This window comes from Pseudomonas sp. CAU 1711 (assembly GCF_039888625.1).
Lineage (GTDB): Bacteria > Pseudomonadota > Gammaproteobacteria > Pseudomonadales > Pseudomonadaceae > Aquipseudomonas.
Genome location: NZ_JBDQQT010000018.1, coordinates 59590 through 84600, shown reverse-complemented (window position 1 = coordinate 84600; position 25011 = coordinate 59590). Strand labels below are relative to the sequence as shown.

Below are 25011 nucleotides of genomic sequence, written 5' to 3'. Positions count from 1 at the left end.
TGCGGGCCACAAATAACGGCCTCTACTGTCCGGCGACCATTCGATTCAGGAACATCGCGAAGATGCGTTGATTGTGTTCCCTGACACGGTGCTGAACAACCAATTTTGCCCTTGCGCCTAACGTTTGGTTAAGGGGCGGCCAAAAGCGCAGCTTTTGGACGTCCAAGTGAGCGAAGCGAACGACTTGAACCAATTGTTAGGCACGGTGCCGAGTCGTACGCAGGAAATGATGCCAACGCCGAGCATGACCGGCGGAGCGCACGGCTTGTCGGACTTGGCCCGGAAAGTTATTTGTGATGTGCACATACTCTGCAAGCAACTCCTTTGCGAGCCACAAATAACGGCCTTTACTGTCAGGCGACCATTCGATTCAGGAACACCGCGACGATGCGGTGATTGTGTTTCCTGGCTCGGTGCTGAACAACCCATTTCGCTCTTACGCCTAACTATAAGTAGACGACACAAGTGGGGTAATTAATTCCGCCACTTGTGTCGCATAACGTTCCTTGTCGTCCGGCAAGTCCTTGTCTAGCCTGCAAGGCGCATCAGGAGATGCGACATGGACCAGGGAGCAAAAACGACATGGATGACAAGCCTAGGCTGCTCGACCAGGTGCGCGAGCAGATTCGCCTTCGACACTATTCGATTCGTACTGAAGATGTCTATCTGGAGTGGGTGCGGCGCTTTATCCGTTTCCACAAGTACCGCCATCCGCAGGAGATGGGGGCCGCCGAGGTCGAGGCTTTCCTGAGTCATCTGGCGGTACGCCGGGATGTTTCTGCGTCCACGCAGAACCAGGCGTTGTCGGCGATTCTCTTCCTTTATAAGCAGGTGCTGCAGATCGAACTGCCGTGGATGGACGGTGTGATTAGGGCGCGCCGACCTCGACGGCTGCCGGTGGTGCTGACGCGCGAGGAGGTGGCGAGTGTGTTGGCGCAGCTGGATGGCACGCTGTGGCTGGTGGCCAGCCTGTTGTATGGCTCGGGTATGCGGCTGATGGAGGTGCTGCGGTTGCGGGTCAAGGATGTCGAGTTTTCCCGTCTGGAGATTCTGATTCGTGACGGTAAGGGGCAGAAGGACAGGGTGACCATGCTGCCTCAAAAGCTGGCGGCGCCCCTGCAGTTGCACCTGGAGCGGGTGCGGGCGCTGCACGATCAGGACCTGAAGGAGGGTTATGGGCGGGCCAATCTGCCGCATGCCCTGGCGCGCAAGTATCCGAATGCGGCGGCGGAGTGGGGTTGGCAGTTTGTCTTTCCGTCGATCAATCGCTCCAAGGACCCGCGCTCGGGGGGTATCTTCCGTCATCATCTGCATGAGAAGACCATTCAGCGGGCTATTCGCAACGCGGTGCGGCGGGTGGGGCTGCACAAGCCGGCGACGCCGCACACCTTGCGCCACTCATTCGCCACGCATCTGCTGGAAACCGGGCAGGACATTCGCACCGTGCAGGAGCTGCTCGGCCATGCCGACGTGAAGACGACGCAGATCTATACCCATGTGCTCAATAGAGGGGGCATGGGGGTGCTGAGTCCACTGGACCGAGGTTGAGTTGCCGAGTGGCCATTTCAGCTACGGCTTGGTAGGTGCAAAGCCATTCCCGGTTCAAGCCGCTCCCATAAAGAACAGGCCCCGCATGTGCGGGGCCTGTTCTTTGTCGAGGCGTTCAGACCAGTTCGGCCCAGAGGTCGTACTCGTCGGCATCCACCACGCGCACGCGGACCTTGTCGCCCGGCTTTACCGTGGTGCTGTCAATGAACACGCTGCCGTCGATTTCCGGGGCGTCGGCCCAGGAGCGGGCGACGGCGCCTTCGTGGTCGACTTCATCGATCAGCACTTCGATCTCGCTGCCGACCTTGCGCTGCAGGCGCGCGGCAGAGATGGCCTGCTGGTGGGCCATGAAGCGCTCCCAGCGCTCCTGCTTCACCTCGTCCGGCACCGGCTCGAGGTTCATGTCATTGGCCGGGGCGCCGTCGACCGGGCTGTACTGGAAGCAGCCGACGCGGTCGAGCTGGGCTTCGGTCAGCCAGTCCAGCAGGTACTGGAAGTCTTCCTCGGTCTCGCCGGGGAAGCCGACGATGAAGGTGGAGCGGATGGTCAGTTCCGGGCAGATCTCGCGCCAGGCCTTGATGCGGGCCAGGGTCTTGTCCTCGAAGGCCGGGCGCTTCATGGCCTTGAGCACTTTCGGGCTGGCGTGCTGGAAGGGGATGTCCAGGTAGGGCAGCAGCTTGCCTGCGGCCATCAGCGGGATCACGTCGTCGACATTGGGGTAGGGGTAGACGTAGTGCAGGCGCACCCACACGCCCATGCTGGAGAGCGCCTCGCACAGCTCCTTCATGCGCGTCTTGACCGGCTGGCCTTCCCAGAAGTCGGTCTTGTACTTGAGGTCCACGCCGTAGGCGCTGGTGTCCTGGCTGATCACCAGGATTTCCTTGACCCCGGCCTTGACCAGGCGCTGGGCCTCGGAGAGCACGTCGCCGACCGGGCGGCTGACCAGCTTGCCGCGCATCGAGGGGATGATGCAGAAGCTGCAGCTGTGATTGCAGCCTTCGGAAATCTTCAGGTAGGCATAGTGGCGCGGGGTGAGCTTGATGCCCTGCGGCGGCACCAGGTCGACGTAGGGGTTGTGGTCGGCCTTGGGGGGGATCACCTCGTGCACGGCGTTGACCACCTGCTCGTACTGCTGCGGGCCGGTGACGGCCAGCACGCTGGGGTGCACGTCGCGGATGGCGTTCTCGGACACGCCCATGCAGCCGGTGACGATCACCTTGCCGTTCTCGGCGATGGCTTCGCCTATGGTGTCCAGCGATTCGGCCTTGGCGCTGTCGATAAAGCCGCAGGTGTTGACCACCACCACGTCGGCATCCTCGTAGGTGGGCACGATCTCGTAGCCCTCCATACGCAGCTGGGTGAGGATGCGTTCGGAGTCGACGGTCGCTTTCGGGCAACCCAGGGAAACGAATCCGACTTTCGGTGTGGCGGTGGACATGCGACTAACCTCGAAGGGCGCTCACGAGACGCCTCTGATCAAAAAGTGCGCAATTCTAGCGGCGCTGGCAGGGCTTTTCCAGCACTGTTCGACGCTTCGGCTGCTTGTCTTTTCGGCGGCGCGTGATGCGCTCACGGGGCATTGGCGGCGAGGCGCGCGGTGCCGTGCGCCGGGCCAGAAATAGCACGGGGCCCGCAGGCCCCGTGGTTGCGCCGGCCGGGTAGGCTGGCGCGTGGCACCTGGGTGCCGGGAGGTAGGAAGCGCGTCGCACCGGGTGGGTAACCCCTTTGTCAGGTGTGCGGCGCGTGGCGTCCGGCGTGGCCTGGCCATGCCGTCGGCCGGGTCAGGTGCCCTGGGAGAGCTCCTGGGAGCGGACGAAGGCCGCCCGGGCTGCCGCCTCGACCAGATGGCGCAGGGCCTGGTCCTGTTCGAGGCGGGCAATCGCGGCCGCCGTGGTGCCATTGGGCGAGGTCACGGCGTTGCGCAGTTCGATGAAGTCCGCGCCCGGCTGCGCCTGCAGCGAGGCGGCGCCAAGCGCGGTCTGGGCGGCCAGGGCCTTAGCCAGGTCGGCCGGCAGGCCGAGGGCCTCGCCGGCGCCCGCCAGCGCCTCGCTGAACAGGTGGTAATAGGCCGGGCCGCTGCCGGACAGGGCGGTGACCGCGTCCAGCTGGCCCTCCTGCTCGACCCAGTAGGCCTTGCCCACGGCGTCGAACAGCTGGGTGATCTGCTCGCGACGTTCCGCGTCCAGCACGTCGGCGCTGAACAGGCCGCTGCAGCCGGCGCCGACCAGCACCGGCGTGTTCGGCATCGCGCGGACCACCGGGCAGCGCCCGCGCAGTGCCGCGCTCAGGCTGGCGCAGGTGACGCCGGCGGCGACCGAGATCACCACGGCGCCCCGGCACAGAGGGTCGGGTAGCGCGGCCAGCGTCTGGCAGGCCTGGCCCGGCTTGGTGGCCAGCAGGATCAGCTCGAAAGCGCGCTGCGGCAGTTCGTCCAGGTCGGCATACAGCTGGGCGCTGTCGGAAAATGGCAGATGCGGGTCGACGGCGCTGACGCTGCCGACCAGATGGCTCTTGCGCCAGGCTGCACCGATGGCGCTACCCATGCGGCCGTAGCCGATAAAGAGTGTGTTCATGGAAGTCCTTGGCCCGGATGCGGGCGGAGGATGCCGGAGCTGGCTTTCACCAGGCTTGCTTCGGCGCCTTTGCATCCGCCGGGCGGGGTGCCCGGCGGATGGCGCGGATCAGCCGATGGTCATCAGGCTGGCGTTGCCGCCGGCGGCGGCGGTGTTGACCGACAGCGCGTGCTCGACCAGCAGTCGCTCCAGCGGGATGTCGGTCTCGCCCTTGTTCAGCCCGTGTACGCCGACGATCGCGCCCTTGCGCTGGGCGGCCTGCTGGCTCACCGCGCGCAGCTGATCGGAATCGCCGTGGTGGAGGATGGCATCCACCTCGACCTCGCTGGCGCTCCAGTCGGCGACCAGGGCGATGCGCTCGCGCACCTCCTTGGGCAGCTCGGTATGCAGCGCGCGCTGGTTATCCAGCCACAGCGCGTTGCCACCGACCGCCAGGGTGGCGGCCAGCTGGGCCAGCAGGTCGGCGCGGTCCTCGGCCAGGCACAGCACGCGCTCGCGCGGCAGCAGGGTATAGCTGTTGCGCTCGCCGGTGGGGCCGGTCAGCAGGTGGCTGCTGTAGCTCTGCGACAGCGCGCGGTACTGCTCGAACAGCGCGGCGACGGCCGGCTCCTGCTTGCCGGCCCACTCGGCGAAGGCGGCGCGCGCCTTGTCCAGCGCGGCGGGGGTGGGCAGGGCCTGCACCTCGCCCTGCTGCAGCTGCTGGGCCACCGCTTCCTGCGGGCGGGTCGACAGCAGGCGGTACAGGTACAGTGGGCCGCCGGCCTTCGGCCCGGTGCCGGACAGGCCCTCGCCGCCGAACGGCTGCACGCCGACCACGGCGCCGACGATGTTGCGGTTGACATAGAGGTTGCCGACCTTGGCCGAGTCCACCACCTGGGCGATGGTTTCGTCGATGCGCGTGTGCACGCCGAGGGTCAGGCCGTAGCCGCTGTCGTTGATCTGCTGCAGCAGGTTGCCCAGCTCCGCGCGCGGGTAGCGCACCAGGTGCAGCACCGGGCCGAAGATCTCGCGCTTGAGCTCGTCGAAGCTGTCCAGCTCGATCAGGGTCGGCAGGACGAAGGTGCCGCGCTTGAGTTCCTCGGCCTCCAGGCGGGCGGCCTGGAACACCTTGCGGCCCTTGTCGCGCATGGCCTTGATATGGGCCTCGATGCCAGCCTTGGCCTCGGCGTCGATCACCGGGCCGATGTCGGTGTGCAGGCGCTCCGGCGAGCCGATGCGGTACTCGGCCATGGCGCCCTTGAGCATTTCCACCACGCGGTCGGCCACGTCGGCCTGCACGCACAGTACGCGCAGCGCCGAGCAGCGCTGGCCGGCGCTGTCGAAGGCGGAGCTGACCACGTCGACCACCACCTGCTCGGCCAGGGCCGAGGAGTCGACGATCATCGCGTTCAGCCCGCCGGTCTCGGCGATCAGCGGCACGGCGCGGCCCTGGGCGTCCAGGCGGCCGGCGATGCTGCGCTGGAGGATGCCGGCCACTTCGGTGGAGCCGGTGAACATCACCCCGCGCACGCGCTCGTCGCCTACCAGGCGGGCGCCGACGGTCTCGCCGCGGCCCGGCAGCAGCTGCACGGCGCCGGCGGGCACGCCGGCTTCGAGCAGGATGCGCACGGCCTGGGCGGCGATCAGCGGGGTCTGCTCGGCCGGCTTGGCCAGCACGGTGTTGCCGGCGGCCAGGGCGGCGGCCACCTGGCCGGTGAAGATCGCCAGCGGGAAGTTCCACGGGCTGATGCACACCACCGGGCCCAGCGGGCGGTGGCTGTCGTTGCCGAAGCCGCGCGCCTGGGCGGCGTAGTAACGCAGGAAGTCGACCGCCTCGCGCACTTCGGCGATGGCGTTGGCGAAGGTCTTGCCGGACTCGCGCACCAGCAGGCCCATCAGTTGCTGGATCTCGCCCTCCATCCGGTCGGCGGCGCGCTCCAGCACGGCGGCGCGCTCGCTCGGCAGGGTGGACTGCCAGATCGGCCCGCTGGCCTGGGCGCAGAGGATGGCGCTCTTCACATCGCTCTCGCTGGCCTCGTGCACGTGGCCGACCAGGTCGCGATGATCGGCCGGGTTGCGCAGCGGCTCGGCCGGGCCCGGGTTCGGCGTGTCGCAGCCGAGCATCGGGGCGGCGACGTAGGCGATGTTGGTGCTGCTCAGCAGCGCCGAGGAGAGCGAACCCAGGCGGTGTTCGTTGGCCAGATCGATGCCGCTGGAGTTGACCCGGGCCGCGCCGTACAGGTCACGCGGCAGCGCGATGCGCGGGTGCGCCAGGCCGACGGCGCCTTCCTGGGCGGCCATGCGCTCGACCTGCTCGACCGGGTCTTCGACCAGGTCCTTGAGCGAGATGCTGTGGTCGGCGATGCGGTTGACGAAGCTGGTGTTGGCGCCGTTTTCCAGCAGGCGGCGCACCAGGTAGGCCAGCAGCGTCTCGTGGCTGCCGACCGGGGCGTAGATGCGGCACGGACGGTTGAACTTGCCGTCCTTGAGCGAGCCGACCACCTGCTCGTAGAGCGGCTCGCCCATGCCGTGCAGGCACTGGAACTCGTACTGGCCCGGGTAGTAGTTCTGCCCGGCGATCTGGTAGATGGCCGCCAGCGAGTGGGCGTTGTGGGTGGCGAACTGCGGGTAGATGGCTTCCGGCACGGCCAGCAGCTTGCGTGCGCAGGCGATGTAGGAGAGGTCGGTGTAGGGCTTGCGGGTGTACACCGGGTAGCCTTCCAGGCCGTCGATCTGGGCGCGCTTGATCTCGCTGTCCCAGTAGGCGCCCTTGACCAGGCGGATCATCAGGCGGTGGCGGCTGCGCTTGGCCAGGTCGATGACGTAGTCGATCACGTAGGGGCAGCGCTTCTGGTAGGCCTGGATGACGAAGCCGATGCCGTTCCAGCCGGCCAGCGCCGGCTCGAAGCACAGGCGCTCGAGCAGGTCGAGGGAGATTTCCAGGCGGTCGGCTTCCTCGGCGTCGATGTTGATGCCGATGTCGTACTGCTTGGCCAGCTTGGTCAGGCCGAGCAGGGTCGGGTACAGCTCGTCCATCACCCGGTCGTACTGGGCGCGGCTGTAGCGCGGGTGCAGGGCGGACAGCTTGATCGAGATGCCCGGGCCTTCGTAGATGCCGCGGCCGTGCGAGGCCTTGCCGATGGCATGGATGGCCTGCTCGTAGGAGGCCAGGTAGCGCTTGGCGTCTTCCTCGGTGAGGGCGGCCTCGCCGAGCATGTCGTAGGAGTAGCGGAAGCCCTTGCTTTCCATGTTGGCGGCGTTGGCCAGGGCCTCGCCGATGGTCTCGCCGGTGACGAACTGCTCGCCCATCAGGCGCATGGCCATGTCCACGCCCTTGCGGATCACCGGCTCGCCGCTCTTGCCGATCAGGCGGTTGAGCGAGGAGGACAGGCCGGCCTCGTTATGGGTGGACACCAGCTTGCCAGTGATCAGCAGGCCCCAGCTGGCCGCGTTGACGAACATCGACGGGCTCTGGCCGAGGTGCTGGCTCCAGTTGCCGTTGGCGATCTTGTCGCGGATCAGGGCGTCGCGGGTGGCCTTGTCCGGTATGCGCAGCAGCGCCTCGGCCAGGCACATCAGCGCCACGCCCTCCTGGGACGACAGCGAGAACTCCTGCAGCAGGCCCTGCACCAGGCCCTGGCGGCCGCCGGCGCTCTTCTGCTTGCGCAGCTTCTCGGCGATGCCCAGGGCCATCTTGTTGGCGGCCTCGGCCTGCTCCTTGGGCAGGCGCGCCATCTCCAGCAGCATCGGCACGGCGTCGTTTTCCGGGCGGCGGTAGGCGGCGGTGATGGCGGCGCGCAGCACCGACTGCGGCAGGATGCTCTCGGCGAAGTCGAGGAATACCTGCAGGCCCTGGTCGCTCAAGTTGTCCACGGCTTCCTCGCCGGCCGCGGCGGCCAGGCCGGCGTGCTCGGCCGGGGTCAGGCCACCCTCGACCTGTTCCAGGTAGGTGAAGATCGCCTGCTTGATCAGCCAGTGCGGGGTGCGGTCCAGCTGCTGGGCGGCCTGCTTCAGGCGTTCGCGGGTGGCATCGTCGAGTTTGACGCCGAGGGTGGTGGTAGCCATGGGGTAATCCTGTCAGCAAGGTGCGAGGGATGACGAGTGGCCGAAGATTAAGCGTTATCGCAATCAGGGTGCAACTAGGTGCAACCTTTGCTCTGCGGTGTTTTCGACGAGTTGCACCTCGGCTCGGCGGCGCAGGGTGCAGCCATGAGCATAGGAGAGATGCGGAGGAGGCGAGGGGGCTTAAACGCAAAAACCCCGTAGCGCCGGGGCGCTACGGGGTTCCTTAATTGGTTGCGGGAGCCGGATTTGAACCGACGACCTTCGGGTTATGAGCCCGACGAGCTACCAGACTGCTCCATCCCGCGGCGGCCATTCTACTCGGGAATCGAACTCTGTCAATCGATTTATTGAAATTGATCGAAAACATAAATCGCAGGCAAACGAAAAAGGCCACTCGTTTGAGTGGCCTTGTTTCGAATCTGGTTGCGGGAGCCGGATTTGAACCGACGACCTTCGGGTTATGAGCCCGACGAGCTACCAGACTGCTCCATCCCGCGGCGGCCATTCTACTGCCGAAACCAACCCTGTCAACCAGGAATTTAGAAAAAACTGTTTTATCGTCAGATGCTTAGCGTCTGGCGGGTGTAGACTGCAGGCTCTCAGGTCAGGCCCGGCGGGGCTTTCGGGACTTTCCGTGCGCAAGATCATCCATATCGACTGCGACTGCTTCTACGCCGCCATCGAGATGCGCGACGATCCGCGTCTGGCCGGGCGACCGCTGGCCGTCGGCGGGGCGGCGGACCGCCGCGGGGTGATCGCCACCTGCAACTATGAGGCGCGCGCCTGGGGCGTGCGTTCGGCCATGCCCACCGGGCAGGCGCTCAAGCTGTGTCCGGACCTGCTGGTGGTCCGGCCGCGGATGGACGCCTACAAGGCCGCTTCGCGCGAGATCCACGCGATCTTCCGCGACTACACCGAGATCATCGAACCGCTGTCGCTGGACGAGGCCTATCTGGACGTGTCCGACAGCCCCAGCGCCACGCGCATCGCCCAGGAGATCCGTCGGCGGGTGTCGCAGGAGCTGCACATCACGGTGTCCGCCGGGGTGGCGCCGAACAAGTTCCTGGCCAAGATCGCCAGCGACTGGCGCAAGCCCAATGGCCTGTTCGTGATCACCCCGGAGCGCGTCGAGGAATTCGTCGCCGCGCTGCCGGTGGGCAAGCTGCACGGCGTCGGCAAGGTCACCGCCGACAAGCTGGGGCGGCTCGGCATCGATAGCTGTCTGGACCTGCGGGACTGGAGCAAGCTGGCGCTGGCCCGCGAGTTCGGCAGCTTCGGCGAGCGCCTGTGGAACCTAGCGCGCGGCATCGACGAGCGTCCGGTGCGGGTGGATAGCCGGCGCCAGTCGGTCAGCGTGGAGAACACCTTCGACCACGACCTGCCGGATCTGCCCGCCTGCCTGCAGGAGCTGCCGGCGCTGCTGGCCCAACTGGAGACGCGCATGGCGCGGCTGGACGCCAGCTATCGACCGGACAAGCCCTTCGTCAAGGTCAAGTTCCACGACTTCAGTCAGACCACCCTGGAGCAGGCCGGCGCGCGGCGCGATCTGCACAGCTACGAACAGCTGCTGAGCGGCGCCTTCGCCCGTGGCAACAAGCCGGTGCGCCTGCTCGGCGTGGGCGTACGCCTGCTGGATCTGCGCGGGCGGCAGGAGCAACTGGAATTATTCGAGAGGTAGGGTTGGAGCACAGTTACCGAGTAGCCCGGGTGCAATCCGGGGGCGGAGCTGCCTGCTTCAGAACCGCTCACGGATATGTTGATCGTTGGCCAGGCTGCTCCGAAGTCGGCTCGGGACGCGGGGTTGCGGGCTCGCCCGTCTGCTTCTCCTGTACCTCCCCCCCTGCCGCAGGCTCAAAGGTACCGAGCCCGGAAAGCAAGAAACCCGGCCTAGGCCGGGTTTTTCGTGGACGCTGGGGCGACTCAGGCGGCGAAGTTCTTCGCCACGAAGTCCCAGTTGACCAGGTTCCAGAACGCCTCGACGTACTTCGGACGCAGGTTGCGGTAGTCGATGTAGTAGGCGTGCTCCCACACGTCGCAGGTCAGCAGCGGGGTGTCGCCGCTGGTCAGCGGGCAGCCGGCGCCGATGGTGCTGGCCAGGGCCAGGGAGCCGTCGGCCTTCTTCACCAGCCAGCCCCAGCCGGAGCCGAAGGTGCCGATGGAGACCTTGCTGAACTCTTCCTTGAACTTGTCGAAGGAACCGAAGGTGGCGTTGATGGCATCGGCCAGGGCGCCGGTCGGCTGGCCACCGCCGTTCGGCGACAGGCAGTTCCAGTAGAAGGTGTGGTTCCAGATCTGCGCGGCGTTGTTGAACACGCCACCGGAGGAAGTCTTGATGATCTCTTCCAGGCTCTTGCCTTCGAACTCGGTGCCCGGCACCAGGTTGTTCAGGTTCACCACGTAGGCGTTGTGGTGTTTGCCGTGGTGGAATTCCAGGGTCTCGGCGGACAGGTGCGGCTCGAGGGCGTTCTTCTCGTACGGCAGCGGCGGCAATTCGAAAGCCATGGTCTATCTCCTTCATCAGGTCGGGATATGTGCGACTAGCGCGGGGCCGTTCACGGGCGGCCGAAGAATCGGGCGGCGACGAGTTTGTACTCTTTAATGTGCCGCGAGGCCGGGATCATAGCACCCGACCCCGGCCTTATCCACGCAGCAACTGTGTGGAAAAGCCGGTGCCAGGGGCTTCGCGGCGGGCCTCAGACCAGCTTCAGCAGCACCACGCCGGCGAGGATCAGCGCGCAGGCGAGCAGGCGCAGCGCCGGCATCGACTCCTTGAGAAACAGCCAGCCGATCAGCAGGGCGAACAGCACGCTGCTCTCGCGCAGCGCCGACACCATGGCCACCGGCGCCTGGGTGGTGGCCCAGATCACCAGGCTGTAGGCCAGCATCGACATGGCGCCGCCGCCCAGGCCGCCGCGCCAGTGCGGGCCGAGCCGGAGGAACACACGCGGCCCGCGGCTTAGGGCGAGGATGCAACCGGCCACCACGCCATTGACCAGGAACAGCCACAGCGCGTAGCCGATGGCGTCGCCGTTGCTGCGCGCGCCGAGGGCGTCGGCCAGGGTGTAGCCGGCGATGCAGGCCGCGGTGGCGAGGGCGTTGAACAGCAGCGCAGCGTTGCGTGCCGCTCCTGCTTGGCCGCCGCGCCAGGCCATCAGCCAGATGCCGCCGACCAGCACCAGCAGCGCCAGCCACTGCCCGGCATACAGGTTTTCGCCGGCCAGCAGGGCGAGCAGGGCCACCATTAGCGGCGAGCTGCCGCGGGCGATGGGGTAGGCCTGGGACAGGTCGCCGTGCTGGTAGGCGCGGGCGAGGAAGATGTTGTAGCCGATATGCAGCAGGGCGGAGACGGCGATGCAGGGCCAGGCGGCGGCGATCGGCGGGGCGAAGAAGAACAGCGCCGGCAGGGCCACGCAGGCGGCGCCGATCTGGATCAGCGAGGCGCTGAGGTAACGGTCCAGGCCGATCTTGAGCAGGGCGTTCCAGCCCGCATGCAGCGCCGCGGCGGCCAGCACCACGGCAAATACGCTGGTATCCAAGCGCCGCTCCCTAGCCAGAGTCGAGCGTCGTAGCATAACGCCGCGACGCCGCCCGGGTCATGCCCCCGGTGCGTTGACCGCCAACTGCCACGCCACCGCCAGCATCATCGCCGCCACGCCCAGGTCGAGCAGGCGCCAGGTGGCCGGGCGCGCCAGCCAGGGAGCGAGCCAGGCGGCGCCCAGGGCCAGGCTGAAGAACCAGATCAGCGACGCGCTGGCCGCGCCCAGGGCATAGGCGCCGGGCACCGGCTGCTGGGCGCCGAGCGAGCCGATCAGCAGCACGGTGTCGAGGTACACGTGCGGGTTGAGCAGGGTCACCGCCAGCGCGGCGAGCAGCACGGCGCGGCGCGAGCGTGGGCCGCTGTCCTGCTGCTGCAGGGCCTGCGGGTTGAACGCCCGGCGCAGCGCCTGCACGCCCAGCCAGAGCAGGAAGGCGGCACCGCCCCAGCGCGCCACGGCCAGCAGGGTGGGGCTCTGCGCCAGCACGGCGGCCAGGCCGAACACCCCGGCGGACACCAGTAGCGCATCGCACAGCACGCACAGCGCGGCGGTGGGCAGATGGTGCTCGCGGCGCAGGCTCTGCGCCAGGACGAAGGCGTTCTGCGCGCCGATGGCGATGATCAGGCCGGCCGCCACCAGCAGGCCGTTGAGGTAGCTCTGCCACATCTTAGTGTGCCTCCGTGGCCAGCCGGCGCAGGGCGGCCAGTGCTCTCTGCGCGTCGCCGCTGGCGACGAACAGATGGTCGTGGTGATAGCCGGCGATCACGTTGCAGCTGATGCCTTCGCGGGTCAGGGCCGTGGCGAAGGCGGCGGTGAGGCCGACCGCGGCCAGCGCCGAGTGCACCTCCAGGGTGATCCAGGCGGCGACGTAGTCGTAGGCCAGGCCCAGGCGCTCGGCGTCGTCACGGGCGAGGATCAGGGTGCTGCCTTCGGCTTCGCGGAAGCTGCCGAGGGCCGCCGCGGCTTGCTCGGCGCTGGGCGTGGCGACGCAGCAGAACACGAACTCACCGGGATTCAGGCGCGGCGAGAGGCCGGCCAGCAGCCTGTTCAGATCGGTTTCTCCAGCCATGGCGTTGTCCTCTGTGACGGTGAGTGGATGCTGGCCAGTCTGGGCGTCGGCGCTGTATAAGAAAAACAAATCATGCTGATCTCTCATTAGGGATTCTTATGTTCGATTACAAACTGCTGGCGGCCCTGGCCGCCGTGGTGGAGCAGGGCGGCTTCGAGCGCGCGGCGCAGCTGCTGGGCCTGTCGCAGTCGGCGGTGTCGCAACGGATCAAGCTGCTCGAGGCGCGGGTCGGCCAGCCGGTGCTGCTGCGCGCCACACCGCCGACGCCGACCGAGATCGGCCGCCGTCTGCTCAACCATGTGCAGCAGGTGCGCCTGCTGGAGCGCGACCTGCAGGGCCAGGTACCGGCCCTGGCCGAGGACCAGCCGGCCGAGCGCCTGCGTATCGCCCTCAACGCCGACAGCCTGGCCACCTGGTGGGCGCCGCTGGTGGGCGAGTTCTGCGCCGAGCACAAACTGCTGCTGGATCTGGTGGTGGAGGACCAGGACGTCGGCCTCAAGCGCATGCGCGACGGCGAGGTGGCCGCCTGCGTGTGCGCCGCCGAGCGCCCGGTGGCCGGCGCCCGCGCCCTGCCGCTGGGCTCGATGCGCTACCGGGCGGTGGCCAGCCCGCAGTTCCTCTCCCGGCACTTCGCCGACGGGGTGACGGGCGAGGTGCTGGCGCGGGTACCCTCGATAGTGTTCGGTGCCGACGACCGCCTGCAGCACCGTTTCCTCGCCGAGCTCGGCGTGGTCGGCGGCTTCGCCTATCACCTGTGCCCCTCGTCGGAGGGTTTCGTGCGCCTGACCTGTTCGGGGCTGGGCTGGGGCATGGTGCCCGAGCTGCAGGTGAGTCAGCAGCTGGCCGGCGGCGAGCTGGTCGAGTTGTTGCCTGGGCGGGCGCTGGATGTGCCGCTGTACTGGCACCACTGGCGCAACGGCGGGGAGTTGCTGGGGAGTCTCACCCTCCACCTGGAGAAGGGCGTGAGAGCCTGGCTGGTCTAGCGTGCTGCCGGATTCGCCTGGTTACGCCGCTACGCGGCTAACCCAGCCTACGGGGCTGCAACGCGGTGTGGGGCAGTGGCTGGTGTAGGGCGGGTCAGTCGCATGGTGACGTAACCCGCCGGACGGAGATCGTAGGCTGGGTTAGGCCGCAGGCCGTAACCCAGCACGGGGGCGGACCGCGACTCTGCTCGCCGGGTTACGCCGCTACGCGGCTAACCCAGCCTACGGTCTGGTGCGACCGTTCAGAGCTGGAACTGCGCCACCAGTTGTTCCTGGCTGCTGGCCACCTTGCGCAGGTGTTCGCCGCAGTCGCGGGTATGGGCCGCGGTGCGGCGGTTCTCTCCGGTCATGTCGTTGACGCGGTGCATGTGCTGGTTGACCTCCTGGGTGGTGGCCGCCTGCTGCTCGGCCGCCGCGGCGATCTGGAAGGCCAGGGCGTGCACGCCCTGCAGCGAGTCGTCGAGCCGGCCCAGGTTGCCGAGCACGGCCTGGGTCTCCAGCTCCAGGGCGTGGGCCTGCTCGCTGGAGCCCTGCATGCGGGTCTGCGCCTCGACCGAGGACTGGCCGAGGGCCTCGACTATGCCGACGATTTCCTCGGTGGCCTGGCGGGTCTTCTGCGCCAGGTTGCGCACCTCGTCGGCGACCACGGCGAAGCCGCGGCCCTGTTCGCCGGCGCGGGCCGCCTCGATGGCGGCGTTGAGCGCCAGCAGGTTGGTCTGCTCGGCGATGGCGCGGATCACCGCCAGCACCGAGCCGATCTGCTGGCTATCGGCGGCCAGGGTCTGCACCACCTTGTCGGCGTCGCGCAGGCCGGCCAGCAGCTGGTCCTGCTGGCCGATCATGCGCTGCAGGCTGCCCTGCACGGTGGCGAAGGCCTCGCGCGCGGCGGCGCTGCCGTCGGCGCTCTGGCTGGCGCTGCTGGCGATCTCCTGCACGGTGGCGGCCATCTGGTCGACGGCGCTGACCACCAGCTCCAGGGCCGCCTGCTGCTCGTCCAGGCGGCTGCTGGTCTGCCCGGCCGCGCCGAGGATCTCGCCGCTGGCATCGCCCACCGCCTGGCTGGCCTGACGCAGGCGCTGGACCACGTCGCGCCAGGCCCGGGCCATCTCGTGCAGGGCCTGCATCAGGCCGTCGCGGGCGTCGTCCTCGCCGCTCAGGCGCAGTTCGCCAGCGGCCAGGCGCCGGGCCAGTTCGGCCATGTGCCGCGGCTCGCCGCCGAGCGGGCGCATCACGCTGCGGCTGACCAGCCAGGTGGCGACCGCCACGCCGACTATGGTCAGGGTCACCAGCAGCAGCACCTGCCACATCAACGCGCGCACCGGGGCGAAGGCCTGGGCCTGGTCCATCTCGGCGACCAGCGCCCAGCGCTTGTCGTCCAGCTGCAGGGGCACGAAGGCCTTGAGCGCCGGCTGCCCGGCCAGGCCCGCCTCGGCCAGGCGGCCCTGCTCGCCGCCCAGCGCCCGCTCGATGGCCGCCCCGGGCAGGCGCTCGGCGCGGGTGCCTGCGCGCGCCACGCGATGCTCGGCGAAACGCACCGAGTCCGAGCGCAGCAGGCCGTCGGCGCCGACCAGGTAGGTCTCGCCGGCCTCGCCCAGGCCCTGGCGGGCCTGCATCACCCGGTTCAGTTCGGCCAGCGGCAGTTCCAGCACCAGCAGCAGCTGCAGCTCGCCCTCGTCGAGCACCGGGGCGGCGAGGAACTGGCTGGGCTCGGCGCCCGGCTCGCTCGGTTGCAGGTCGCCGATCTGCGCCTGGCCGCTGTTCAGCCCCTGGAGCACCACCTGGCCGAGCGGCGTGTCGCGCCAGGCGGCGTCGTTCAGGTTCTGCTGGTAGTCGGCGCCGCGCAGCAGGCTGAACAGCACCCGGCCCTCGCGGTCGATCAGCTTGAGCTCGCGGTAGCCGTAGGTCTTGGCGAAGTTCTCGAAGATCGGCCGGTCGTAGTTGGCGGTGCTGACCAGTGACACTCCATCCAGGCCGGCGTAGCTGGTGCCGAGGTTGCTGGCCAGGGTGGCGAGCTGGTTGTGGCGGGCCTGCCAGCTGTCCTGCAACTGTTGCTGTTTGATATTCGCAACGGCCTCCAAGGCGTTCAGCGTCTGCTCCTGCAGGGCCTGGCTGGCCTGGCGGTAGACCGTGATGGCCATCGCCAAGACCGGAATTAGGCCTATCAGCAGAAAGCTGATGGCAAGCTTCAGGCGCAATGTCATGTCCTGGGGCTCCGCGTGTAGAAGGGTGACAGGTGACTGGGTGCGTAAAAAATTCTGCAAGAAGCGTGCAAATTGCTTTACGCGCGTCAAGAAAATCGACCGCCGAGGCCCGCAAGGACGCGTAATTGGCCGCATCGGCAAGCGGCGCGAGTGCCAGCGGCTGCTAGAGTCGCAGGCAGAACAAGAACGGCGAGGGGCGATGCGATGAAGATTCTGGTAACGGGGGCGAGCGGCTTCATCGGCGGGCGCTTCGCCCGCTTCGCCCTGGAGCAGGGCCTGACGGTGCGGGTCAACGGGCGCCGCCCGGAGGCGGTGCAGCATCTGATCAAGCGTGGTGCGGAGTTCGTCCAGGGCGACCTGAACGACGCCGACCTGGCGCACAAGCTGTGCCGCGACGTGGAGACCGTGGTGCACTGCGCCGGCGCCGTCGGCACCTGGGGCACCTACCAGCACTTCCACCGGGCCAATGTCGGGGTCACCCAGAACGTGATCGAGGCCTGCCTGGGGCAGAAGGTGCGGCGCCTGGTGCACCTGTCCTCGCCTTCGGTGTACTTCGACGGCAAGTCGCATGTCGGGTTGCGCGAGGAGCAGGTACCATCGAGGTTCGTCGACCACTACGGCGCCACCAAGTACCTGGCTGAGCAGAAGGTCATGGAGGCCCAGGAATTCGGCCTGGAGGTGGTCGCCCTGCGTCCGCGCTTCGTCACCGGTGCCGGCGATACCAGCATCTTTCCGCGGCTGATCGAGATGCAGCGCAAGGGCCGCCTGTTCGTCATCGGCGACGGCCTCAACAGGGTCGACTTCACCAGCGTGCACAACCTCAACGACGCCCTGTTCAGCAGCCTGCTGGCCGCCGGGCCGGCGCTGGGCAAGGTGTACAACATCAGCAACGGCGAGCCGCTGCCGCTGTGGGACGTGGTCAACTTCGTGCTGCGCCAGTTCGGCCTGCCGCGGGTCGAGAAGCATATGCCGTTCCCCCTGGCCTACGCCGCGGCGACCCTCAACGAGACGGTGTGCAAGCTGCTGCCGGGGCGCCCCGAGCCGGGGCTGCTGCGCCTCGGCGTGGCGGTGATGGCGCGCGACTTCTCCCTCGACATCTCGCGCGCCCGCCAGTACCTGGACTACGAGCCGCGGGTGCCGGTGTGGACGGCGCTGGAGGAGTTCTGCAGCTGGTGGAAGGTGCAGGGGCGCTGAGGCCCGCCCGCGAGCGCCCCGGTCGCCAGGTTATCTAGCCGCGCCGACTTATAACCGGCCGACCCAGCTGTGCGCGGCGGCCGACCTATACTGGCCTGTAAAGCCAGCGAGGAAGTCCGCCATGTTCGCCATGATGGAAAGCGCCAGGCTCGAAGCGCTGCATCTTGCCCATGATCCTGCCAGCGGCCTGAAGGCCATCATCGCCATCCACAGCACCCGGCTCGGCCCGGCCCTGGGCGGCTGTCGCTATCTGGCCTACCCGGACGACGCCAGCGCCATCCGCGACGCCGTGCGCCTGGCCCAGGGCATGAGCTACAAGGCCGCCCTGGCCGGCCTGCCCCTGGGCGGCGGCAAGGCGGTGCTCATCCGCCCGCCACACCTGGACAACCGCGGTGCGCTGTTCGAGGCCTTCGGGCGCATGGTCGAGTCGCTGGGCGGGCGCTACATCACCGCGGTGGACAGCGGCACCTCCAGCGCCGACATGGACTGCATCGCCCAGCACACCCGCTGGGTCACCAGCACCACGGCCGCCGGCGATCCCTCGCCGCACACCGCCATGGGCGTCTATGCCGGCATCCGCGCCACCGCCCTGGCGCGCCTCGGCAGCGACGATCTGGACGGCCTGCGGGTGGCCGTGCAGGGTCTCGGCCATGTCGGCTTCGCCCTGGCCGAGCAGCTGGCCGCCGCCGGCGTCGAGCTGTTCGTCAGCGACCTCGACCCCGGCCGCGTGCAGCTGGCGGTGGAACAGCTCGGCGCCCACGCGGTGAGCAGCGAGGAGCTGCTCGCCACCCCCTGCGACATCCTCGCCCCCTGCGGCCTGGGCGGCGTGCTCAACGCGCAGACGGTGGGTGAGCTGCACTGCGCGGCGGTGGCCGGCGCGGCCAACAACCAGCTGGCCAGCATCGAGGCCGCCGACGAACTGGAGGCGCGCGGCATCCTCTACGCGCCGGACTACGTGATCAACTCCGGCGGCCTGATCTATGTGGCGCTGCAGCATCGCGGCGAGGGGTTGCCGGCCATCACCGCCCACATGGCGCAGATCGGCCGGCGCCTGACCGAGATCTACGCCCATGCCCAGGCCGACAAGCGCTCGCCGGCGCGGGTCGCCGACGCCCTGGCCGAGCGCCTGTTGTACGGCGGCTGAGCCCGACCCGGCCCGTCCGCCACGTCCGCCGCCACAAGCGGCGGGCACGCTTGCACACCCACGAGGAGGCATGCGATGAGCAAGCTCGACATTCCCTTCACCCGTTACCTGGCGCTCGATGGCAGCCCCTGCGCCGCGCTGCCGGCCTGGGCCGACGACTTCGACCTGCTCGTGCGCCTGTACCGGCAGATGCACCTGACCCGCCTGTTCGACCAGAAGGCCGTGGCCCTGCAGCGCACCGGGCGCATCGGCACCTACGCGCCGACCCTCGGCCAGGAGGCCATAGGCGTGGCCATCGGCAGCCTGATGCAGGCCGAGGACGTGCTGGTGCCCTACTACCGCGACACCGCCGTGCAGCTGATGCGCGGCGTGCGCATGGAGGAGATCCTGCTGTACTGGGGCGGCGACGAGCGCGGTAGCGACTACCGCGACCCGGCGGTGGCCCAGGACTTCCCGCTGTGCGTGCCGATCGCCACCCAGGCCCTGCATGCCTGCGGGGTGGCCACCGCGTTCAAGATCCGCGGCGAGCACCGGGTCGCGGTGACCACCTGCGGCGACGGCGCCACCAGCAAGGGCGACTTCCTCGAGGCGCTCAACGTGGCCGGCGCCTGGCAGCTGCCGGTGGTGTTCGTGGTCAACAACAACCAGTGGGCCATCTCCACTCCGCGGCGCATCCAGAGCGGCGCGCCGAGCCTGGCGCAGAAGGCGGTGGGCGCCGGCTTCGCCGGCGAGCAGGTGGACGGCAACGATGTGCTGGCGGTGTATGAACGAGTGAGGCTGGCCCTGGAGCGCGCCCGCCAGGGCAAGGGCCCGGCGCTGTTGGAGTGCCTGAGCTACCGCCTGGGCGACCACACCACGGCCGACGATGCCACGCGCTACCGCTCGGCCGAGGAAGTGAAGCAGGCCTGGGAGGAGGAGCCGATCAAGCGCATGCAGCGCTTCCTGGCCGGCCAGGGGGTGTGGGACGAGGCCCGCGAGCAGGCCCTGGTCGGCGAGTGCCAGGCCCGGGTGCAGCAGGCCGTGGAGAATTTCGAGAGCGCCGGTCAGGAGCCGCCCGAGGCGGCCATCGACCATGTCTACGCGCGCTGGCCGCAGGTGCTGGCCGAGCAGCGCGAGATGCTGCTGGAGCGCGCGGCGCGTCGGGAAGCGGCTAGCGCTTCCCCCTCTCCCGGCGCTTCGCGCCACCCTGAGCCACAGGGACGTGGCGAATGCGGGACTTCCGCCGGGAGCGGAAGCCGCCTCCCGCATGCGGGAGAGGGGAGACAGGCCAGGCCTACGGCCGCTTCTACAGGAGGGCAGGGCCATGAGTGAAGCGAAGAAATATGCCCTGCTGGAGGCGGTCAACCTGGCCCTGCACCGCGCCATGCGCGAGGACGACAATGTGGTGGTGCTGGGCGAGGACGTCGGCGTCAACGGCGGGGTGTTCCGCGCCACCCTCGGCCTGCGCGAGGCCTTCGGTTTCAAGCGGGTGATCGACACGCCGCTGGCCGAGACCATGATCGCCGGCCTGTCCGTGGGCATTTCCGCCCAGGGCCTGAAACCGGTGATGGAGATCCAGTTCCTCGGCTTCGTCTTCGCCGCCCTCGAGCAGCTGCTGGCCCACGCCGCGCGCATGCGCAACCGCACCCGCGGGCGGCTGTCCTGCCCGCTGGTGCTGCGCAGCCCGATGGGCGCCGGCATCCGTGCGCCGGAGCACCACAGCGAGGCCACCGAGGCGCTGTTCGCCCATATCCCCGGGCTGCGCGTGGTCATCCCCTCGTCGCCGGCGCGGGCCTACGGCCTGCTGCTGGCGGCCATCGACGATCCCGACCCGGTGGTGTTCCTCGAACCGACCCGGCTGTACCGGATGAATCCGCAACCGCTGGTCGACGACGGCAAGCGCCTGCCGCTGGACAGCTGCTTCACCCTGCGCGAGGGCGGCGACATCACCCTGGTCAGCTGGGGCGCCAGCGTGCATGAGACGCTGCAGGCCGCGGACCGCCTGGCCGGGCAGGGCGTGAGCGCCGAGGTGATCGACGTGGCCTGCCTCAAGCCGCTGGACCTCGACACCCTGGAGGCCTCGGTGCGCAAGACCGGGCGCTGCGTGATAGTCCACGAGGCGCCGAAGTCCTGCGCGGTCGGTGCGGAGATCGCCGCCAGCCTCTACGAACGCGCGCTGCTCGACTTGCAGGCGCCGATCCAGCGGGTCACCGCGCCGGATATTCCGCCGCCGCTGTACCGCCTGGAGCAGCTGTACATGCCCGGCGTCGAGGACATCCTCGCCGCCTGCGACGCCACCCTCAATTACGCATGATGACTCCCTCTCCCTCCGGGAGAGGGCTGGGGTGAGGGTGCCACAGGCGACCCGGAGCAGCCTGCAACCCCCCACCCCTACGCTGGCCGCCCCTCTCCCAGGGGGAGAGGGGAGTAAACAGGAGGAACGATGAAATACTTCAAGCTGCCCGACCTGGGCGAGGGCCTGCAGGAGGCCGAGATAGTCGAGTGGCACGTCAAGGCCGGCGACCAGGTCAAGACCGACCAGCTGCTGGTCTCGGTGGAGACGGCCAAGGCCATCGTGGATATCCCGGCGCCCTACGACGGCGTGGTGGTCAAGACCTTCGGCGGCGAGGGCGACATCCTGCATGTCGGCGAGCCGCTGCTGGCCTACGAGGGCGAGGAAGACGCCGGCACCGTGGTCGGCCGGCTGGAGGGCGGCCAGGGGGGCGAGCAGGAGGACAGCTTCTTCGTCGGCGCCGCGCCGTCGACCCGTGAGCACCTGGCGCCGCGGGCGACGCCTGCGGTGCGCCAGCTGGCGCGCAAGCTGGGCGTCGACCTGGCAGGTCTGGTCGGCAGCGGCGCCGATGGCCTGATCACCGCCGCCGATGTGGAGGCGGCCGCCCAGGGCGAACGCGAGCGCTTCGGCGGCGAGCGCCTGCGCGGAGTGCGCCGCAGCATGGCGATCAATATGGCCAGGTCGCACGCCGAGGTGGTGCCGGTGACCATCTATGGCGATGCCGACCTGCATCGCTGGGGCCAGGCGCGCGATCCGCTGATCCGCCTGGCCAAGGCCATCGCCCACGCCTGCACGGTGGAGCCGGTGCTCAACAGCTGGTTCGACGGCCGCGGCCCGTCCATCCGCCAGCACCAGCGGCTCGACCTGGGGATCGCCGTGGACACCCCGGACGGCCTGTTCGTGCCGGTGCTGCGCGATGTCGGCGGGCGCAGCGCCGAGGACCTCAAGGAGGGCATGGCGCGCCTGCGCGCCGACGTGAAGGCGCGCTCCATTCCGCCGCAGGAGATGATGGGCGCGACCCTCACCCTGTCCAACTTCGGCACCCTGTTCGGCCGCTATGCCAACCCGGTGGTGGTGCCGCCGCAGGTGGCGATCATCGGCGCCGGCGGCATCCGCGACGAGGTGGTGGCCTGGCAGGGCAAGCCGGCGGTACACCCGATCCTGCCGCTGTCGCTGACCTTCGACCACCGCGCCGCCACCGGCGGCGAGGCGGCACGCTTTCTCAAGGCGCTGGTGCAGGCGCTGGAAGCCGCCGACTGACGCGTGCTGGCGGCGGGCCTCGGTTTCGGCTATTTCTGGTCGCCCCAGGGACGAGGCGACCATGCAGGAAGAACACTGGCAGGGCGCCCTCTGGCTCGGCCGCGACCACTGTCTGCTGGCCGGTGTCAGCGGCAGCGCCCGGCCCCATGCTCACTATGCGCACCAGTTGCTGCTGGCGACCGGCGAGCCGTTGCGCCTGTCGGTCGAGGGCCGTGCCCAAAGCGGCCGCGCCCTGCTGGTGCCCTCGCAGCGGGCGCATGCTTTCGAGCTGGCCGGCCAGCCGCTGCTGGCGCTCTATGCCGAGCCGCTGGCCTTCTCCCTCGAACAGCTGGAGCAGCTGGCCGCCAGCGTGCCCGCCGAGCCGGAGGCCCTGGCCGAGCGCCTGCGCCAGTTGCCACGCCTGCCGCTGGACGCGCGGGTGCGCCAGGCGCTGGACGCGCTGGACGAGCAGTTGGTCGAGCGCATCAGCGCGCGCGAGCTGGCGCGGCGCGTGAGCCTGTCGCTCAGCCAGTTGGAGCGGCTGTTCGCCGAGCAGGTCGGCCTGTCGGTGCGCCGCCTGGTGCGTTGGCGGCGGTTGCGCCTGGCCCTGGTCCTGGCGCTGGACGGCGCCTCGCTGACCGAGGCGGCGCACGCCGCCGGCTTCGCCGACTCGGCGCACCTCTCGCGTACCGTGCGCGAGCTGTTCGGCATCCGCGCCGACCGCAGCCTGCGCCACCTGCGGCTACGGCTGCTGGATTGAGCGCAGCGCCGCCGGCGTCTGCGGAGTGACGGCGCTCGGCGCGCTCGCGCGGAAGGGTTCGAGCAGCTGGGCCAGGTAGTCGCGCGGGTAATTCGGGCGGTCGCCTATGCCGACATCCTGGTCGCCCAGACGGTAGTCCGCGCGGTAGAAAGCGGTGCCCAGCAGGCGATCCCAGAAGCTGAAGAACAGGGCGAAGTTGACGTCGCCGGCGCGCCCGTAGCGCAGGTGGTGGAAACGGTGCAGCGGCGCCCAGGCGAACAGGTGACGCAGCGCGCCGATGCGCATGTCGACATTGCCGTGCTGCAGCAGCAATTGCACGGCGATGGCGAAGGCCAGCAGGGCCGCTATGTCCTGCGGCAGGCCGAGCAGGACCAGCGGCAGCACGCCGGCGCTCGCCTCCAGCAACTGGTGCAGCGGGTGCTTCATCAGGCCATTGAAGCCGTACAGGCGCGGCGCGCTGTGGTGCACCGCGTGCAGGCGCCAGAGCAGGGCGCTGCGGTGGCTGAGCCAGTGCATCAGGGTGATGCCGAGGTCGGCGGCGGCGATGGCCAGCAGCAGTTGCAGCCACAGCGGCCAGTGCAACGGCCACAGCGCCGGCGTGGGCAACAGGCCGGCGAGCAGGGGGATGGCGGCGAGGCTGGCCAGGTTCAGCGCCTCGTTGACCAGCGCGTGCAGCAGGTCGCTGGGGCCATCGCCATGTGGCCTGTTCCAGCTGGGCTGATAGGGGGCCAGGCGCTCGGCCAGCAGGGACAGCAGGATGGCGACCGGCAGCAGGGCCAGCAGCCAGAGCGGTGACAGCTGGCGGTAACCGACCAGCCAGGTGGCCAGGCCGATCAGGCCGAAGCAGAACAGCGGGGCATAGAGGATGCGAAGCATGGCGCTCTCCGAAGGGTGGGGAAGCGCCAGCATCGCCGGCCGCCCGGCGGGCGGCTTGAACAAACGGCGCGTCAGGCGTCGGCCGAGCCCGCGTCCAGCTCGGCGAGGGCGTCGGGCTGATTCTTGAAGGCCTTGGCGAAGGTGTCGCGGTTCTTGGCCATGAAGATGCCCAGCTCCTCCACCTGTTCCTCGCTGAGCGAGGGCACCGCCTTGTGCAGGGCGTCGGACAGGGCCTCGGCCAGCTCCAGCATCTTGTCGTAACGATCGGCTTCGGCCTTATCCATGAACAGGCGCTCCGGATCCCGGCTGCTGCGATACACCACTTCGACGGCCATTCATCACCTCATTCCCGTAGCTAGATGGTTATATGTATGTATATACAGTATTCGATTAGCCGTGCTGCGTGCAAGTCCCACCGCGGCGGGCCTCATCCTACATAGCGGCTGCCGAGCCGGTGGTCCAGCATGGATAGTGCCCGGCTCGGGTAGGCGAGCCGCAGGTTCCGGGCGAATCGCAGCCGCCGTGGCGGCGGGGGCGCTATCGGCCGGGCGCGCTTCGGGCAACGCCGCGCAGCAGGCCGGGCGCGGCGCCGAAGGTCGCGCGGAAGCGGTTGCTGAAGTGGCTGGCGCTGGAAAAGCCGCAGGCCAGGGCGATCTCGCCCAACGCCAGGCGACCGCGCAGCAGCAGCTCACGCGCGCGCAACAGGCGGCGCTGCAGCACGTAGCGGTGCGGCGGCAGGCCGAAGCTCTCGCGGAACATGCGGGCGAAGTGGTACTCGGAGAGCGCCGCCTGGCGGGCCAGCTCGTCCAGGCTCAGCGGCTCGCCCAGATGCTGCTCGATGTAGTCGACCAGGCGCCGGCGCAGGTGCGGCGCCAGCCCGCCCTTGAGCCTCAGGCCCTGACGCAGGCCGACCTGGCTCAGCAGAACATGGTCGATCATCTCCTGGGCCAGGCTGCTGGTCAGCAGGCGTTCGCCCGGTTCGTCCCAGTCCAGGCGCACCAGTTGGCGAAACTGTGCGGCTAGGCGCGGGTCCTCGAGGAAGGTGCTCTCGCGCAGCTGCAGCTCGCGTGGCTCGCGTGGCTCGCGGTCGAGCAGGGCGACGGCGTTGGCGGCGAAGCGCTGCGGGCTGACATACAGGTGCGCCAGGCGGATGTCGCCATTGATCACCCAGGACGACTCGTGGCCGGCCGGCAATACGCACAGCTTGTCCGGCGCGCCCTTGGCCCCCGGCCGCTCGCGGCGGAAGGTGCCGGTGCCGCCGGCCAGGTAGCAGGACAGCGTGTGATGCTCGGGCCCCTGATAGTCACGGGCGTCGTGATGGTTGCTCCACAGCGCCGCGGCCAGTTCGTCGCCCAGCTCGGCGCCGCGCAGCAGGCGCGCGTTTGGCGAGCTGCTGAGCGACTGGAAGACCTGGTTCTGTTCGAGTGCGGCCATGGGATGGGTGCCGGATGGGGACGCTTGCCATCCTACTCCCGCGGAGTCTCGGCGCCAGCGGCGTGCGACAGATAAGCGCAAGTTTATGCAAGCGTGGGGCGCTTGGGCGGGAGGAGACTGGCCGGGTCAAGGAGCCTG

The 25011-nt window shown here is 68.9% G+C and carries 19 protein-coding genes, 2 tRNA genes and 1 pseudogene; 9 read left to right on the top strand and 13 right to left on the bottom strand.

Annotated features, from left to right (window positions below; all coding sequences use genetic code 11):
* Positions 1–582: 582 nt before the first annotated feature.
* Positions 583–1548, top strand: a complete 966-nt coding sequence (locus AAFN46_RS18740) for an integron integrase (RefSeq protein WP_347810209.1) — start codon at positions 583–585, stop codon at positions 1546–1548.
* A 115-nt stretch (positions 1549–1663) separates the two neighbouring features.
* On the opposite strand, the gene rimO is transcribed toward AAFN46_RS18740, so the two are convergent.
* The 5 genes from rimO to AAFN46_RS18715 all read right to left on the bottom strand — a co-directional run bounded on the left by rimO (position 1664) and on the right by AAFN46_RS18715 (position 8662).
* Positions 1664–2986, bottom strand: a complete 1323-nt coding sequence (rimO, locus tag AAFN46_RS18735; protein ID WP_347810208.1) for a 30S ribosomal protein S12 methylthiotransferase RimO — start codon at positions 2984–2986, stop codon at positions 1664–1666.
* A 343-nt stretch (positions 2987–3329) separates the two neighbouring features.
* Positions 3330–4121, bottom strand: a complete 792-nt coding sequence (gene proC, locus AAFN46_RS18730) for a pyrroline-5-carboxylate reductase (protein ID WP_347810207.1) — start codon at positions 4119–4121, stop codon at positions 3330–3332.
* Positions 4122–4229: 108 nt separating this feature from the next.
* Positions 4230–8165 (bottom strand): trifunctional transcriptional regulator/proline dehydrogenase/L-glutamate gamma-semialdehyde dehydrogenase, encoded by a 3936-nt coding sequence (gene putA, locus AAFN46_RS18725; RefSeq protein WP_347810206.1) that lies wholly within the window; start codon positions 8163–8165, stop codon positions 4230–4232.
* A 228-nt stretch (positions 8166–8393) separates the two neighbouring features.
* Positions 8394–8470, bottom strand: a tRNA-Met gene (locus tag AAFN46_RS18720).
* Positions 8471–8585: 115 nt separating this feature from the next.
* A tRNA-Met gene (locus AAFN46_RS18715) sits at positions 8586–8662 on the bottom strand.
* Positions 8663–8799: 137 nt separating this feature from the next.
* Between AAFN46_RS18715 and dinB the strand changes: the two genes are divergently transcribed.
* Positions 8800–9843, top strand: a complete 1044-nt coding sequence (gene dinB, locus AAFN46_RS18710) for a DNA polymerase IV (RefSeq protein WP_347810205.1) — start codon at positions 8800–8802, stop codon at positions 9841–9843.
* Positions 9844–10085: 242 nt separating this feature from the next.
* Here dinB and sodB read toward each other — a convergent pair whose 3' ends face one another.
* The 4 genes from sodB to AAFN46_RS18690 form a co-directional block, all read right to left on the bottom strand.
* On the bottom strand, positions 10086–10667 hold the full coding sequence (gene sodB, locus AAFN46_RS18705) for a superoxide dismutase [Fe] (RefSeq protein ID WP_021701119.1): 582 nt from the start codon (positions 10665–10667) through the stop codon (positions 10086–10088).
* Positions 10668–10858: 191 nt separating this feature from the next.
* Positions 10859–11701, bottom strand: coding sequence for an EamA family transporter (locus tag AAFN46_RS18700; RefSeq protein ID WP_347810204.1), 843 nt, complete (start codon positions 11699–11701; stop codon positions 10859–10861).
* A 57-nt stretch (positions 11702–11758) separates the two neighbouring features.
* On the bottom strand, positions 11759–12367 hold the full coding sequence (locus AAFN46_RS18695; protein WP_347810203.1) for a LysE/ArgO family amino acid transporter: 609 nt from the start codon (positions 12365–12367) through the stop codon (positions 11759–11761).
* 1 nt (position 12368) lies between these two features.
* Positions 12369–12770, bottom strand: coding sequence for an ACT domain-containing protein (locus AAFN46_RS18690; RefSeq protein WP_347810202.1), 402 nt, complete (start codon positions 12768–12770; stop codon positions 12369–12371).
* Positions 12771–12862: 92 nt separating this feature from the next.
* Between AAFN46_RS18690 and AAFN46_RS18685 the strand changes: the two genes are divergently transcribed.
* Complete coding sequence (locus tag AAFN46_RS18685; protein ID WP_347810211.1) at positions 12863–13753, top strand: LysR family transcriptional regulator ArgP; 891 nt, start codon at positions 12863–12865, stop codon at positions 13751–13753.
* Positions 13754–13995: 242 nt separating this feature from the next.
* Here the strand turns inward: AAFN46_RS18685 and AAFN46_RS18680 are convergent, their stop codons facing one another.
* A complete protein-coding gene (locus AAFN46_RS18680) occupies positions 13996–15954 on the bottom strand; it encodes a methyl-accepting chemotaxis protein (RefSeq protein WP_347810201.1) in 1959 nt (652 codons plus the stop codon).
* A 204-nt stretch (positions 15955–16158) separates the two neighbouring features.
* Between AAFN46_RS18680 and AAFN46_RS18675 the strand changes: the two genes are divergently transcribed.
* From AAFN46_RS18675 to AAFN46_RS18650, 6 genes and pseudogenes are all read left to right on the top strand, one after another.
* Complete coding sequence (locus AAFN46_RS18675) at positions 16159–17148, top strand: NAD-dependent epimerase/dehydratase family protein (protein WP_347810200.1); 990 nt, start codon at positions 16159–16161, stop codon at positions 17146–17148.
* Positions 17149–17269: 121 nt separating this feature from the next.
* Complete coding sequence (locus AAFN46_RS18670) at positions 17270–18292, top strand: Glu/Leu/Phe/Val dehydrogenase dimerization domain-containing protein (RefSeq protein WP_347810199.1); 1023 nt, start codon at positions 17270–17272, stop codon at positions 18290–18292.
* A gap of 75 nt (positions 18293–18367) precedes the next feature.
* A pseudogene (pdhA, locus tag AAFN46_RS18665) lies at positions 18368–19435 on the top strand (pyruvate dehydrogenase (acetyl-transferring) E1 component subunit alpha); the annotation flags it as partial.
* Between the two features lie 160 nt (positions 19436–19595).
* Positions 19596–20585, top strand: coding sequence for an alpha-ketoacid dehydrogenase subunit beta (locus AAFN46_RS18660; RefSeq protein WP_347810198.1), 990 nt, complete (start codon positions 19596–19598; stop codon positions 20583–20585).
* Between the two features lie 129 nt (positions 20586–20714).
* Positions 20715–21824, top strand: a complete 1110-nt coding sequence (locus AAFN46_RS18655; protein ID WP_347810197.1) for a dihydrolipoamide acetyltransferase family protein — start codon at positions 20715–20717, stop codon at positions 21822–21824.
* A 61-nt stretch (positions 21825–21885) separates the two neighbouring features.
* On the top strand, positions 21886–22563 hold the full coding sequence (locus AAFN46_RS18650) for an AraC family transcriptional regulator (protein ID WP_347810196.1): 678 nt from the start codon (positions 21886–21888) through the stop codon (positions 22561–22563).
* Here AAFN46_RS18650 and AAFN46_RS18645 read toward each other — a convergent pair.
* From AAFN46_RS18645 to AAFN46_RS18635, 3 genes are all read right to left on the bottom strand, one after another.
* Positions 22546–23439 carry a sterol desaturase family protein gene (locus AAFN46_RS18645; RefSeq protein WP_347810195.1) on the bottom strand — a complete coding sequence of 298 codons (894 nt, stop codon included), beginning with the start codon at positions 23437–23439 and terminating at the stop codon, positions 22546–22548. The genes AAFN46_RS18650 and AAFN46_RS18645 overlap by 18 nt on opposite strands.
* 71 nt (positions 23440–23510) lie before the next feature.
* Positions 23511–23774 (bottom strand): YebG family protein, encoded by a 264-nt coding sequence (locus tag AAFN46_RS18640; protein WP_347810194.1) that lies wholly within the window; start codon positions 23772–23774, stop codon positions 23511–23513.
* Between the two features lie 202 nt (positions 23775–23976).
* The gene (locus tag AAFN46_RS18635; protein WP_347810193.1) at positions 23977–24873 is read right to left on the bottom strand and encodes an AraC family transcriptional regulator; all 897 of its coding nucleotides are present in this window, start codon (positions 24871–24873) and stop codon (positions 23977–23979) included.
* Positions 24874–25011 lie beyond the last annotated feature (138 nt).